At 45.2% G+C, this 12,189-nt stretch carries 16 protein-coding genes; 13 read left to right on the forward strand and 3 right to left on the reverse strand.

Annotation, left to right across the window (positions count from 1 at the left end; all coding sequences use genetic code 11):
- The first annotated feature begins 360 nt into the window (after positions 1 to 360).
- Positions 361 to 1,809 (forward strand): decarboxylating NADP(+)-dependent phosphogluconate dehydrogenase, encoded by a 1,449-nt coding sequence (gene gnd / locus QEO93_RS08080; protein ID WP_032136490.1) that lies wholly within the window; start codon positions 361 to 363, stop codon positions 1,807 to 1,809.
- A gap of 227 nt (positions 1,810 to 2,036) precedes the next feature.
- The gene (locus tag QEO93_RS08085; RefSeq protein ID WP_044250003.1) at positions 2,037 to 2,390 is read left to right on the forward strand and encodes a heavy metal-binding domain-containing protein; all 354 of its coding nucleotides are present in this window, start codon (positions 2,037 to 2,039) and stop codon (positions 2,388 to 2,390) included.
- 224 nt (positions 2,391 to 2,614) lie between these two features.
- Here QEO93_RS08085 and lpxC read toward each other — a convergent pair whose 3' ends face one another.
- Positions 2,615 to 3,541: a UDP-3-O-acyl-N-acetylglucosamine deacetylase gene (lpxC, locus tag QEO93_RS08090; protein WP_032136489.1), complete on the reverse strand. Its 927-nt coding sequence runs from the start codon at positions 3,539 to 3,541 to the stop codon at positions 2,615 to 2,617.
- A 488-nt stretch (positions 3,542 to 4,029) separates the two neighbouring features.
- Between lpxC and QEO93_RS08095 the strand changes: the two genes are divergently transcribed.
- The 9 genes from QEO93_RS08095 to QEO93_RS08135 all read left to right on the forward strand — a co-directional run bounded on the left by QEO93_RS08095 (position 4,030) and on the right by QEO93_RS08135 (position 8,366).
- Positions 4,030 to 4,734 carry an IS1 family transposase gene (locus tag QEO93_RS08095; protein ID WP_284627566.1) on the forward strand — a complete coding sequence of 235 codons (705 nt, stop codon included), beginning with the start codon at positions 4,030 to 4,032 and terminating at the stop codon, positions 4,732 to 4,734.
- A gap of 39 nt (positions 4,735 to 4,773) precedes the next feature.
- On the forward strand, positions 4,774 to 5,778 hold the full coding sequence (gap, locus tag QEO93_RS08100; protein WP_032136488.1) for a type I glyceraldehyde-3-phosphate dehydrogenase: 1,005 nt from the start codon (positions 4,774 to 4,776) through the stop codon (positions 5,776 to 5,778).
- A 181-nt stretch (positions 5,779 to 5,959) separates the two neighbouring features.
- The gene (locus tag QEO93_RS08105) at positions 5,960 to 7,000 is read left to right on the forward strand and encodes a LacI family DNA-binding transcriptional regulator (RefSeq protein WP_032136496.1); all 1,041 of its coding nucleotides are present in this window, start codon (positions 5,960 to 5,962) and stop codon (positions 6,998 to 7,000) included.
- Positions 7,001 to 7,032: 32 nt separating this feature from the next.
- The gene (locus QEO93_RS08110; RefSeq protein ID WP_143445778.1) at positions 7,033 to 7,167 is read left to right on the forward strand and encodes a DUF945 domain-containing protein; all 135 of its coding nucleotides are present in this window, start codon (positions 7,033 to 7,035) and stop codon (positions 7,165 to 7,167) included.
- On the forward strand, positions 7,155 to 7,337 hold the full coding sequence (locus tag QEO93_RS08115) for a hypothetical protein (protein WP_032136487.1): 183 nt from the start codon (positions 7,155 to 7,157) through the stop codon (positions 7,335 to 7,337). Before QEO93_RS08110 ends, QEO93_RS08115 begins: the two co-directional genes overlap by 13 nt.
- Positions 7,338 to 7,397: 60 nt before the next feature.
- The gene (locus QEO93_RS08120; protein ID WP_032136486.1) at positions 7,398 to 7,640 is read left to right on the forward strand and encodes a hypothetical protein; all 243 of its coding nucleotides are present in this window, start codon (positions 7,398 to 7,400) and stop codon (positions 7,638 to 7,640) included.
- 14 nt (positions 7,641 to 7,654) lie between these two features.
- Positions 7,655 to 7,813 carry a hypothetical protein gene (locus tag QEO93_RS08125; RefSeq protein ID WP_157686238.1) on the forward strand — a complete coding sequence of 53 codons (159 nt, stop codon included), beginning with the start codon at positions 7,655 to 7,657 and terminating at the stop codon, positions 7,811 to 7,813.
- A 21-nt stretch (positions 7,814 to 7,834) separates the two neighbouring features.
- Positions 7,835 to 8,191: a hypothetical protein gene (locus tag QEO93_RS08130; RefSeq protein ID WP_032136484.1), complete on the forward strand. Its 357-nt coding sequence runs from the start codon at positions 7,835 to 7,837 to the stop codon at positions 8,189 to 8,191.
- Between the two features lie 37 nt (positions 8,192 to 8,228).
- Positions 8,229 to 8,366, forward strand: a complete 138-nt coding sequence (locus QEO93_RS08135; protein WP_179184679.1) for a hypothetical protein — start codon at positions 8,229 to 8,231, stop codon at positions 8,364 to 8,366.
- A gap of 85 nt (positions 8,367 to 8,451) precedes the next feature.
- Here QEO93_RS08135 and mnmE read toward each other — a convergent pair whose 3' ends face one another.
- A complete protein-coding gene (gene mnmE / locus QEO93_RS08140) occupies positions 8,452 to 9,834 on the reverse strand; it encodes a tRNA uridine-5-carboxymethylaminomethyl(34) synthesis GTPase MnmE (RefSeq protein WP_085815717.1) in 1,383 nt (460 codons plus the stop codon).
- A 239-nt stretch (positions 9,835 to 10,073) separates the two neighbouring features.
- On the opposite strand from mnmE, the gene tsaA reads away from it, so the two are divergent.
- Both tsaA and QEO93_RS08150 read left to right on the forward strand, forming a co-directional pair.
- A complete protein-coding gene (tsaA, locus tag QEO93_RS08145) occupies positions 10,074 to 10,742 on the forward strand; it encodes a tRNA (N6-threonylcarbamoyladenosine(37)-N6)-methyltransferase TrmO (protein WP_085815718.1) in 669 nt (222 codons plus the stop codon).
- 88 nt (positions 10,743 to 10,830) lie between these two features.
- Positions 10,831 to 11,910, forward strand: coding sequence for an RNA ligase RtcB family protein (locus QEO93_RS08150; RefSeq protein ID WP_032136481.1), 1,080 nt, complete (start codon positions 10,831 to 10,833; stop codon positions 11,908 to 11,910).
- A 96-nt stretch (positions 11,911 to 12,006) separates the two neighbouring features.
- Here QEO93_RS08150 and QEO93_RS08155 read toward each other — a convergent pair whose 3' ends face one another.
- A complete protein-coding gene (locus QEO93_RS08155; protein ID WP_284627567.1) occupies positions 12,007 to 12,180 on the reverse strand; it encodes a hypothetical protein in 174 nt (57 codons plus the stop codon).
- Positions 12,181 to 12,189: the final 9 nt, after the last annotated feature.

A 12,189-nucleotide genomic window follows, 5' to 3' on the forward strand; every position in this document is an offset into this window, starting at 1 on the left:
AGGTTATCTTTTTCAGGCTGCTTTTGGATTGAGCATAACTTTATTCACATATTCAGAACAATCTCAAATTTATTCACATTAGTTAGAAAATCTAACTATTTTATTCAAAATTATCCACAACCAAACTTTCCCTTTTTCCAAGCCCTTATTCTGCTCAATTAATTTCACTCACATATTTGTATTTAAATCATTTTTAAACTTATCCACAGCATAATTCGTCTATCAATATAATCATAATCTATTTATATTTAAAGTTAAGAATTGTTACAAAGCTGAATTTTTATTACAAAACCTTGTCTAACCCCTAATCAATGGAGTAAAGTTTTGCCGTTTCCAATTTTTTACGCTGAAAGGACAAACATGAAAGGCGATATTGGTGTAATTGGCTTAGCCGTAATGGGTCAAAACTTGATTTTGAACATGAACGACAAAGGCTTCAAAGTGGTTGCGCATAACCGCACAACCAGCAAAGTAGATGAATTTCTGAATGGTGCAGCCAAAGGCACAAATATCATTGGCGCATACAGCTTGCAAGACCTTGTGGACAAATTGGAAAAACCACGAAAAATTATGCTCATGGTTCGTGCAGGTAGCGTTGTAGACGACTTCATCAACCAACTCGTTCCACTATTAGAAGCAGGCGACATCATTATTGACGGAGGTAACTCAAATTACCCAGACACTAATCGTCGCACCACCGCATTAGCAGAAAAAGGCATTCGCTTTGTTGGCGCAGGCGTATCAGGCGGCGAAGAAGGCGCGCGCCACGGCCCATCAATCATGCCAGGTGGCAATCCAGAAGCATGGGAACACGTAAAACCTATCTTGCAAGCCATTTCAGCCAAAACCCCAAACGGCGAACCTTGCTGCGACTGGGTGGGCGAAAACGGCGCAGGACACTTCGTCAAAATGGTTCATAACGGCATTGAATACGGCGATATGCAACTGATTTGCGAAGCTTACCAATTCATGAAAGACGGTTTGGGCATGACTTACGATGAAATGCACGAAACCTTCAAAGCATGGAAACAAACTGAGTTGAACTCTTATCTGGTTGATATTACAACCGATATTCTGGCATACAAAGACACAGATGGCACACCATTGGTTGAAAAAATCCTCGACACCGCAGGTCAAAAAGGCACAGGCAAATGGACAGGCATCAACGCCTTGGACATGGGCATTCCATTAACCCTGATTTCAGAAGCCGTGTTTGCCCGTTGCGTATCCGCATTGAAAGACCAACGCGCTGCCGCATCAAGCCTGTTCCCACGCAACATCACGCCCGTTTCAGGCAGCCGTGAAGAATGGTTAGAATCACTGCGTTTGGCACTGCTTGCCAGCAAAATCATTTCTTACGCACAAGGTTTCATGCTGATTCATGAAGCCAGCGAAACCTTCAACTGGAAACTGAACTACGGCAACACCGCCTTATTGTGGCGCGAAGGCTGCATTATCCGCAGCGTGTTCCTAGGCAACATCCGCGACGCATACGAAGCCAACCCAGATTTAGCGTTCTTGGGTGCAGACCCATACTTCCAAAAAATCTTGGCAAACGCCTTACCAGCGTGGCGCAAAACCGTAGCCAAAGCCATTGAAATTGGCGTGCCAATGCCATGTATGGCAGCCGCCATCACCTTCTTGGACGGCTACACCACCGCACGTTTGCCAGCCAACCTGCTGCAAGCACAACGCGACTACTTCGGCGCACACACTTACGAGCGAACTGATAAACCACGCGGTGAGTTTTTCCACACCAACTGGACGGGCACAGGCGGCAACACAGCGTCTAGCACATACGAAGTGTAATTTTTAAGAAAACAACGCAGCCTGAAAATTATTTTTCAGGCTGCGTTTATAATCAATTGAAACCTTGGCAAAACGCTAGATTTGAGCAGTTTTCAAAGCCATAGCAGCGCAGACTAGATTTTGTCCAAATTTTAATTTGGCAACAAAATCAGTCCGCATAGTGCGGCGAAGAAAAATGCAAAGATAGAGATTTTGCCAAGGTTTCAAACTTATCCACAGGAGTAATTATGGGCTGGTTCTCATCAAACAAAGAAAAAGGCTTTTTCATCGCCACGATTGAACCCAAAGACGTGCAAATTGAAGCCTATTTAGGCGTAGTAAACGGCGAAGCCATTATCGGCGCAAACATCTTCCGCGATATGTTCGCCTCAATCCGCGACGTGGTTGGCGGACGGGCAGGGGGCTATGAACGTGCATTAGCAGGCGCACGCAACGCCGCGTTGGACGAAATGAAAGAAGCTGCCAAAGAAATGGGCGCAAACGGCGTAATTGGCGTGGATTTTGACTACGAAGTACTGGGCGAAACCAACGGCATGATGATGGTTACTGTTAGTGGCACGGCAGTGAAGATTTCAGTTTAATTATCCACAGACGTGTTTTCAGGCTGCATTTTGTTTTCTAAATATAAAACGCAGCCTGAAAACCATAAATCTGTGAATAACTTTGTGAATAATTAAATAACCAATTGAAAAATATCAACATTTAACGGTATAACTCATGTGAAAAAGCAGCCTGAAAAAAGTGAATAACTCTTTTCAGGCTGCTTTTTGTGGATATAGTGGATTAAATCACGATAACCCAGTTTTCAGGCTGCCTTCAAAGTATCCACCCCAAAAAACGCACTCGGCAAACCTATATCCTCTTCACCAAATTCCACCCACTCATAAGCACTCTCGTCCGCCAACACCGCGCGAAGCAACGCATTATTAATCGCATGCCCCGATTTATACCCCTGAAACGCCCCAATAATCGGGTGTCCCATAATATACAAATCCCCAATCGCGTCCAAAATTTTATGGCGCACAAATTCATCAGGATAACGCAAACCCTCTGGATTCAACACGTCCACATCATCAATCACAATCGCGTTCGACAAATTGCCACCCAAGCCCAAATTATGCGCGCGCATTAATTCCACTTCCTGCATAAACCCAAACGTCCGCGCCCGAGCGATTTCTTCGACATAAGATTTCCCAGCAAAATCAATCTCAAAAGTCGGCGCAGAACGGTTGAAGACAGGGTGGTCAAACTCAATCGTTAAGCTCACTTTAAAGCCATCATACGGCGTGAATTTCACCCATTTGTTTGGCTCTTTAATTTCTATTTCCTTCAAAATGCGCAAAAAGCGTTTTGGCTCATTTTGTTCCACAATTTCAGCGTCTTGTAGCAAAAAGATAAACGGCAAACTGCTGCCGTCCATAATCGGAATTTCAGGCGCGTTCAGCTCAATCAGCACGTTATCCACACCATAAGCCGCCAACGCCGACATAATGTGTTCAATCGTGCCAACGCGAATGCCGTTTTCGGTAACGATTGTGGACGACAGGCGCGTGTCGTTAATCAAATAGGGCGTGAGCGACACAATTTCGCCTTGTTCGCCCGATAAATCGCTACGGCGAAACTGAATGCCTGTGTTTTCTGCGGCAGGGTGTAGCGTCAGTTTCACGCGCTCGCCTGAGTGCAAGCCTACTCCTGTGGCGGTAACTGTTTGTTTTAATGTTCTTTGTTTCATAACTTTCCTTTCAGGCAGCCTGAAAAATCATTTGAATGTTTCACATCATACCCAATTTTCAGGCTGCGTAAATGTGTGTTTAACCCAGTTTAAGGGTTTGATAAGGTTATTTTATCCACAGAACGGCTTTCAGGCTAAATTTTTATCCACAGCCATTCCATTTTTATACGGCGCGTAAACCACACCGTTTTGAAAATCAGTATTTAAAATAAAATCAAACAGTTTATTTACTTATCCACAAATGGGCGTAGGCATCATAAAAATCATCTTTTTATATATTAATACTTTAATTTTTTATTTAAATTCAACCAACCAAAATCGTTCACATAAAACTGCATGTAGTCTTTTGAAACTTTTGATTTTTGTGGTAAAACAACACCATTTTTAAACCCTAATCTCATTAGCAAAGGAAAAAGGTGGTGTCCTGAAAAGTGTGCTGTAAAAAATAAGCAATAAAAAAGCAGCGAAAACAGAGTATTATTGAATGTGTGAAAATACAAATAACTCTGAAATGTCCTCGCTGCCAAGGACAAAATATAAAGAAAAATGGCTACTTTGGCAATCGTAAACAAAAATATTTTTGCAAAGATTGCTGCCGTAATTTTATTGGCGACCATAACCTTACCTATAAGGGTTGTCATTCCAAAGTTGATGAACAGGTTTGGAGAATGACCGTTAGAGGTTGTGGCATTCGCGATATTGCAGCAATTACGGGTTACAGCAAAGACAAAGTTCAGGCTGCCTTAAAACGCCATGAGTTTGAGCCATTTCCTAAACAAAAACATTACTCTACACTTGAAATAGACGAGTTTTGGACATTTGTCGGTAACAAGTCTAATAAAGTGTGGCTAGTCTATGCCTATCACAGAGAAAGTGGCGAAATTGTCGCTTACGTTTGGGGTAAGCGCGATTTAGCAACAGCGCGAGCACTCAAACGGCGTTTGAAAGAGTTGCGTGTAACCTATGACAGAATTGCGACCGACGACTGGGCTGCATTTTTAAATGTCTTTTCAAATGAAGAATGGCATCTAGTTGGTAAGCAACACACAGTTGGCATTGAGGGTAATAACTGTCGTTTACGGCACAAAGTAAGGCGAGCGTTTAGAAAAACGTGTTGCTTTTCTAAAAGTATGTTTTATCACAAGAAAGTTTTTGATTTGGCTTTCTTTGATATTCACTTTGGCATTGTTTAGTTTTACAGCACACTTTTCAGGACACCACCAGGAAAAATTATGAGCGTTAAAGTAGCTATCAATGGTTTTGGTCGTATTGGTCGTTTAGCATTGCGCCAAATCTTGAAAACAGACGGTATTGAAGTGGTAGCCGTAAACGATTTGACTCCTGCTGATATGCTGGTTCACTTGTTCAAATACGACACGACTCAAGGTCGTTTTGACGGCACAATCGAACAAAAAGAAGATGCTTTTGTGGTAAATGGTAAAGAAATCAAAGCATTTGCCAAAGCAAACCCTGAAGAATTGCCTTGGAAAGAATTGGGCGTGGACGTAGTTTTGGAATGCACAGGCTTCTTCACTAGCAAAGACAAAGCGGAAGCACACATTCGTGCAGGTGCGCGTAAAGTTGTGATTTCAGCTCCTGCTGGCAACGACATGAGAACGGTTGTATTCAACGTAAACCACGACATTTTGGACGGCAGCGAAACCGTGATTTCTGCGGCTTCTTGCACAACTAACTGCTTAGCCCCAATGGCTGCCGTATTGCAAAAACAATTCGGCGTAGTACAAGGTTTGATGACCACTATCCACGGTTACACTGGTGACCAAAACACTTTGGACGCGCCACATCGCAAAGGCGACAAACGTCGTGCGCGCGCTGCTGCGACTAACATCGTGCCAAATAGCACTGGTGCTGCAAAAGCCATCGGCTTGGTCATCCCTGAATTGAACGGCAAATTGGACGGTTCTGCACAACGCGTTCCAGTGCCCACTGGTTCTTTGACTGAATTGGTTTGCACATTGGAAAAAAATGTAACGGTTGAAGAAGTGAATGCTGCAATGAAAGCGGCTGCTACTGAATCTTTTGGTTACACAGAAGATGAAATTGTATCTTCAGACGTGATTGGCATGAGCTTCGGTTCATTGTTTGACGCGACTCAAACACGTGTTCAAACGGTTGGCGACAAACAATTGGTGAAAACTGTGGCTTGGTATGACAACGAAATGTCTTACACTTGCCAACTGGTTCGCACATTAAAATTCTTCGCTGAAAAAATCTAATCTCGTTAATGCACTTATCTTTTGCTACTGCGTTGCCAACGTCCTTATGTACTATTCGTACACGGCGGACGTTGTCGCCTTGTATCAAAAAATAATTTCATCAACGCTACTGATTTAGCGTATAAAAATGCAGCCTGAAAACATTTTCAGGCTGCATTTTATTTATAAAGAAAAGGCAAACATGACCACGATTTACGACGTAGCAAAACACGCAGGTGTTTCGCCCAAAACCGTCAGCCGCGTGTTGAACCAAGACAAAAGCGTGAAAGACAGCACACGCGAACGCGTTGAACGCAGCATGAACGAACTGGGCTATATCCCATCGTCAGCTGCACGAACCTTGCGTTCACACCGTTCAGGGCTGATTGGCGTGATTATGGGCGTAACCACGGACAACATTGAAGCCGCAGACATTCAAGGCGGTTTGCCTGATATTTTTCTGACCAAAGGCGCACACATGGTCGCGGAGCAAACGGGTAAAACGCTGCTGGTGTTGCATTGCGGCAATAACCCCAATCGCCTTGCAGATGCGATTCGCCGCTTTCAGCAATATCGCGCCGAAGGGATTGTGTGCGTGTCCGAATTTCATCAGAAAATCGCGCTGCCGTTTAAGCCCGATTGCCCCGTGGTGCTGCTGAATTGTTTTGATGACGACAATACACCAGCCGTGTTGCCCGATGATGAAAGCAACCAACGCCGTTTAACCGAGCAACTGATTGCACACGGACACAAACGCATTGCCTATTTAACGCCGCCCAACCACATCGCCGCCACGCCGTTGCGATTAGCAGGGTATCGCGCCGCGTTGCAACAAGCCCAGTTATCCACAGATGAAAACCTGATTGCGACTGGTTACACCACACGCCACAACAGCATTGATGATTTGTGGCAAGCGCTACACCACGTTTTGCAGCAGCCTGAAAGACCGAGCGTGATTTGCTGCGGCAACGATGAAATGGCGATGCGCGTTTACGGTATGTTGCGCACCGAAGGGATTAAAGTACCTGAAGAAATTTCGGTTGCAGGTTTTGATGACCACAAACAAATCGCCGAAACGCTGTATCCTGCGCTCACAACTGTGGAACTGCCTTACACGGAAATGGGCAAACAAGCGATTGAGATTCTGTTGCAACAGATTGAACAGAAAACGCAGCCTGAAAATGCACATGAATGGGTTGAAGGCAAAGTGATTTGGCGCGATTCAGTATTGAAAGCAGCCTGAAAATGATTTTCAGGCTGCATTAAGGAGATTTTATGGACAAATGGGCAATTGGCGGATTAGTCGCCGTTATTGCGGTTGGCACGACTGGTGGCAGCATGTATGCCAATCGCCAACTCAAGCAATTCTATTCAGAAGTCAATCTGAAAGACAAACGGTGGATTTTTTAGCCACCGAGTTTGATATAGGCATGATGTCAGGCGCAGCCAAATGGACATCTGATGTTATCCCCAATTTATGTTGCCGAAGCGAAAAATTCCGTTTTCGTGGCGAAGACAAAATTCAACGCAGAATAGCAGGTTATCGCATTAAATCAAAAGTTTACTTGATTAAACCATAGGGCGAATAAGTTTTCCTGTTCAACAGCAACACGCAAATTTCTTGGGCTGGCAACATCAAAATGCGTTGGAAAATGCCAGCCAACACGCACGAACCCGATGTCTACACACGCTTTGAATGGGACGACATTCGTGCAGATTTCACGTTCAGCCAAGCGAAAAATAAGCAGTATTCTGTGGATAACATCACGTTTTCCGCGCCGAAGTTTGCGATTAGTGGCGGTCAATTTTATTTCAACGTAACCACGCTGTTTACAAGCAAAACCAAACAGGCGAACCTGATGAACTCTTGTTACGTTCCATAAAAGACACGTTTTCTGTGAAAAATATCAAAGCAAACAACGGAAATAGTCAAATATCTGTGGATAACATCAAAATTGACAGCTATCTTGATACGAAATCAGATAAATTGGCGTTTGAGCAACTGGGCAAAATGGGTGGATTTCAGTTTGATAATGTGAAATTAGACAAAATTTAATGGCAAGGCAGCCTGAAAGATGTGGATAAGTTAGCGATTGTGCCATTTGCGAAATTGTTTCAAGAGCAGCAAGAGCGTTGCATCACTAAATCTGAAAGTGAAGAAGCCACAAACGCCATGCTATTGGCGGTGGCGCAAAGCGGTTTTGCAGTTGCATCGCACGGCAATCAAATGATGATGGGCGAACACGGTTTACGCGCGGGCGGTGAAGCAACATTCCCAGCCAATCAAGCGCAGGATTTTGCAACGTGGACGCGTGAAGTGCCAACAATGATGCGTTATCAAACCAAAGTGGAAGTGGACAAGGGATTTGTGTTTGCGATGATGGATTTTGTCACCAAGATAAAAGGGCAGCCTGTGGATAATGAAACAAAATAGTTAGTTATCAATAAGATGGTTAGCTAAACAAAAGGGCGTGTGGACAGCAATCAAATTATTATTGAAAGACAGCAATAGAAAAAGCAGCCTGAAAACGGAGTTATCCCTATTTTCAGGCTGCTTTTTTATTTGTTATAGCAAATATGGAGCGTTGGTGGCTCGCCGACATCTATAGTTAAATTTTGCTGAAGGATAGGCAAATTCTTTGCGTTGAAATCTGTCGGCGAGCCGCAGCCGCTCCATTGCAAGACTTTTATGGCTTATTTACCGATACAAAACCGCGAGAAAATCACGCCCAACAAATCATCAGCCGTAAATTCCCCCGTAATCTCACTGCACGCCACTTGTGCCAAACGCAAATGCTCCGCCAACAATTCAAGCTGATTGTTGCCGCACAATGCCGCATTTTCCAGCTCAACTTGAGCCGCTTGCAAAGCATGAATATGGCGCGTTCTTGCAAGGAACAAGCCCTCACTTTCGCCCTGCCAACCAATCGCGTCCAGCAAAGTTTGTTTCAACAAATCCAAGCCCTCGCCCGTTTTTGCCGACAATTTTATCAACATACCCGCACCCGATTTCAGGCTGCCTGAAACCTCGTTTTGCAGACCAGCTTGTTCGCCGCGCAAATCAATTTTGTTATGAATTTCAATGCGTTTTAAATTTTCAGGCAGCCTGAAAAGGATTTCGCGTGTCGTATCATTCAAACCCTCGTCAGGGTCAATCAATACCAAAGCCACGTCCGCGTTTTGCACCGCTTTTTCGCTGCGTTCAATGCCGATTTTTTCCACGACATCATCGGTTTGGCGCAAACCAGCCGTGTCCGTGATGTGAATTGGCACGCCGTCCAACGTGATTTGCTCGCGCACCGTGTCGCGTGTTGTGCCAGCGATGTCGGTAACAATCGCTACATCATCGCCAGCCAACGCATTGAGCAAGCTAGACTTACCCACATTCGGCGCGCCAACCAGCACTACGTTCATGCCCTCGCGCAAAATCGCCCCTTGCCCTGCTTGCTGCAAGACTGTGGATAACTGCACTTGCAACCGCGCCAATTTGCCTTTTGCATCTGCCGCTTCCAAAAAATCAATTTCTTCTTCGGGAAAGTCCAAAGTCGCTTCCACGAGCATTCGCAGCGTAATTAAATCGTCCACGAGGCTGTGGATATGTTGCGAAAACGCGCCTTTGAGCGAGCGAACCGCCATACGTGCGGCGGATTGGCTGGACGCGTCAATCAAGTCTGCCACGCTTTCGGCTTGCGCCAAATCCAGTTTGTTGTTCAAAAACGCGCGTTTGGTAAATTCGCCTGCTTCGGCGATTCGTGCACCCAATTCCAAGCAGCGTTGCAGCAACATTTGCAGGACGATTTGTCCGCCATGTCCTTGTAATTCAATCACATCTTCGCCTGTGAAACTGGCTGGCGCGGCGAAATAGAGCAGTAAACCGTTGTCGATGGCGTTGCTGTTTTGGTCTAGGAAATCGGTGTAGAGCGCGGTTCGCGGTTTGGGCGTTTTGCCGCCTGTGATTTGTTGTGCGAAAGGGAGTAAGTCTTTGCCTGATATACGGATTACGCCCACGCCGCCGCGTCCTGTGGCTGTGGCAATCGCGGCAATGGTAGGGGATTTGCTGGTGTTTGTGGATAACATAGAAATGCAGCCTGAAAAATAATGATGGCGAGATTATAGCATTCAGGTAGCCTGAAAATGGTTGTGGATAAAGAGAGTTCTGCAAAACTGTTGTAGGTCGGCTTTCCAAGCCGACTTTTTATTTTTAGGCTGCAAATATCTTTTGAAAGGTAAGAGTTCCAATGTTGGCTCGGAGAGCCAACCTACATCGCTGTGGATAAATGCTATAATCGCGCTTTTATTTTTTCAGGCAGTCTGAAATGCAACATCTTATCCACAGTATCGGCGTGGTTTCATCGCCTTATACCCAAAAATTCGGTATTCCACGCCAACCGCAACTTGTGCCAGCCGCCAAAATTTGTATCACGTTAAACCCTGAATTTTCAATGGATTCCGTGCGCGGATTGGACGGTTTCGAATACATTTGGGTACAATTTTTGTTTCACGACGCGGTGGCGGAAGGTTGGGCAGAAATGGTGCGTCCGCCACGATTGGGCGGCAAGAAAAAAATGGGCGTATTTGCCACACGCAGTCCACACCGCCCTAATCACATGGGTTTATCGTTGCTGCCGTTGGAACGTGTGGATAACTTGAATGGTCGCGTGCAAATTTGGTGCAAGGGCGGCGATTTGTTGGACGGCACGCCTGTGCTGGACATCAAGCCGTATATCCCTTTTGTGGAAGCGAAACCTGACGCGCAAGCGGGTTTTGTGAGCGGTGCGCCTGAGAAATTGGAGATTGAATGGCAGCCTGAAAGCGGAGTAGGGCAGTTGTCCACAGAAATGCGCGAATTGATTGAGCAAAGTATCGCGCAAGACCCACGCCCTGCGTATCAGGAAATTCCTGAACGGGTTTATGGTATGGAGATTGCAGGGTTTGATGTGAAGTTTCGGGTTGTGGGTAACACGGCAGTTATCTTAAGTTGCTAATTTTTTCAGGCTGCTGTGTGGTTATTTTGCCTACAAAAAGCAGCCTGAAAAATCTATGGATCAAGCAAAATAGAAAGTTATCCCTAAAATAGGCAATATCATTATTATTAAAGATTCAAATACTTGGATTGAGGGCAACGCCATTCAACAACTAGAAAAAACCGCCAAACTGCCGCACATTCAACGCGTGGCAGGTATGCCCGATTTGCATGCAGGGCGCGGTTATTCGATTGGTGCGGCGTTTTTCAGCGTGGGACAGTTTTACCCTGCGTTGATTGGCAACGACATCGGTTGCGGTATGGCGTTTTGGCAAACTGATTTTCCTGTGCATAAAATTAAATTATCCAAGCTAGTCAAACAATTAAGCAGCATTGACGCACCATTAGACGACACTTGGCAAACGCGGATTGATGAATTGTTGCCAAACGCGCCGTTTCAGGCAGCATTAGGCACGATTGGCGGTGGCAATCATTTTGCTGAATTGCAGGCTGTGGATAAAATTTACACGCCCAAAAAGCTGCCTGAAAATTTTAATCCGCAATGTTTACAATTAGTTGTGCATAGTGGTTCGCGTGGACTGGGGCAGCAGATTTTACGCACTCATGTGGATAAATTTAGCCACGCAGGTTTGGCGGACTTGGCGTATTTGGCGGAACATGATTTGGCGTTGTGGTTTGCGTGTGCCAATCGCCAGTTGATTGCGGAGCGTATGTTGGCAAAATGGAACGCGGACGGTGTGTGTTTGTTGGACGTAAATCACAATTTTATGCAATCTATCCAATTAGATAATCAACAAGGCTGGCTGCACCGCAAAGGGGCAACGCCTAGCGATTGCGGTTTAGTGTTAATCCCAGGGTCGCGTGGCGATTACAGTTATTGGGTGCATTCAATTGTGGATAACGCGGCTAAATCGCTGTTTTCATTAGTACACGGAGCAGGTCGTAAATGGCAATGCGGCGAATGTAGAGGGCGTTTGTCGCACAAATTTTCTGTGGATAATTTGCACCAAACGGCATTGGGCGGCGTGGTGATTTGCGAAGAAGCTCCGCAAGCGTATAAGAAAATTGATGATGTGATTGCGGCAATGTTGGACGCGGATTTGATTGAATTGGTGGCACGATTTAAGCCTGTTTTGACGTATAAAACGGCTGGCGATTGTTCTGATTAAGGATTGGATTTTTATGATTTATTTACAATTATCCACAGGTCAAGCCCCCTTTGGAATGTCAGTATTTTGCCAAATTTGCGTTATCCACAGACATTATCAGCGAAACGCCAAGCAAATACGGTTTGTTGTCGGCGGTGGTGGCGGTTTCAGGCAGCCGCGTTGATGAATTTGTGGCGCAGAAGCTGAAGACGACGTTTCCGCCCAAGTCATCACAGGTGTGAGTAATACCAAATTCAGTGCGATAAACGTTGTTTTCCAAAATTTTATCATTTACCTTTT

The organism is Kingella negevensis, from assembly GCF_030177895.1.
Taxonomy (GTDB): Bacteria; Pseudomonadota; Gammaproteobacteria; order Burkholderiales; family Neisseriaceae; genus Kingella_C; species Kingella_C negevensis.

Excerpts from the sequence above, each read along its gene's own strand:
- tsaA (WP_085815718.1), top strand. The coding sequence starts at position 10,074 with ATGCAACATCTTATCCACAGTATCGGCGTGGTTTCATCGCCTTATACC.
- QEO93_RS08085 (WP_044250003.1), top strand. The coding sequence starts at position 2,037 with ATGGGCTGGTTCTCATCAAACAAAGAAAAAGGCTTTTTCATCGCCACG.
- lpxC (WP_032136489.1), bottom strand. The coding sequence starts at position 3,541 with ATGAAACAAAGAACATTAAAACAAACAGTTACCGCCACAGGAGTAGGC.
- mnmE (WP_085815717.1), bottom strand. The coding sequence starts at position 9,834 with ATGTTATCCACAAACACCAGCAAATCCCCTACCATTGCCGCGATTGCC.
- gap (WP_032136488.1), top strand. The coding sequence starts at position 4,774 with ATGAGCGTTAAAGTAGCTATCAATGGTTTTGGTCGTATTGGTCGTTTA.
- QEO93_RS08120 (WP_032136486.1), top strand. The coding sequence starts at position 7,398 with ATGCGTTGGAAAATGCCAGCCAACACGCACGAACCCGATGTCTACACA.
- QEO93_RS08155 (WP_284627567.1), bottom strand. The coding sequence starts at position 12,180 with ATGATAAAATTTTGGAAAACAACGTTTATCGCACTGAATTTGGTATTA.
- QEO93_RS08110 (WP_143445778.1), top strand. The coding sequence starts at position 7,033 with ATGGACAAATGGGCAATTGGCGGATTAGTCGCCGTTATTGCGGTTGGC.
- QEO93_RS08105 (WP_032136496.1), top strand. The coding sequence starts at position 5,960 with ATGACCACGATTTACGACGTAGCAAAACACGCAGGTGTTTCGCCCAAA.
- gnd (WP_032136490.1), top strand. The coding sequence starts at position 361 with ATGAAAGGCGATATTGGTGTAATTGGCTTAGCCGTAATGGGTCAAAAC.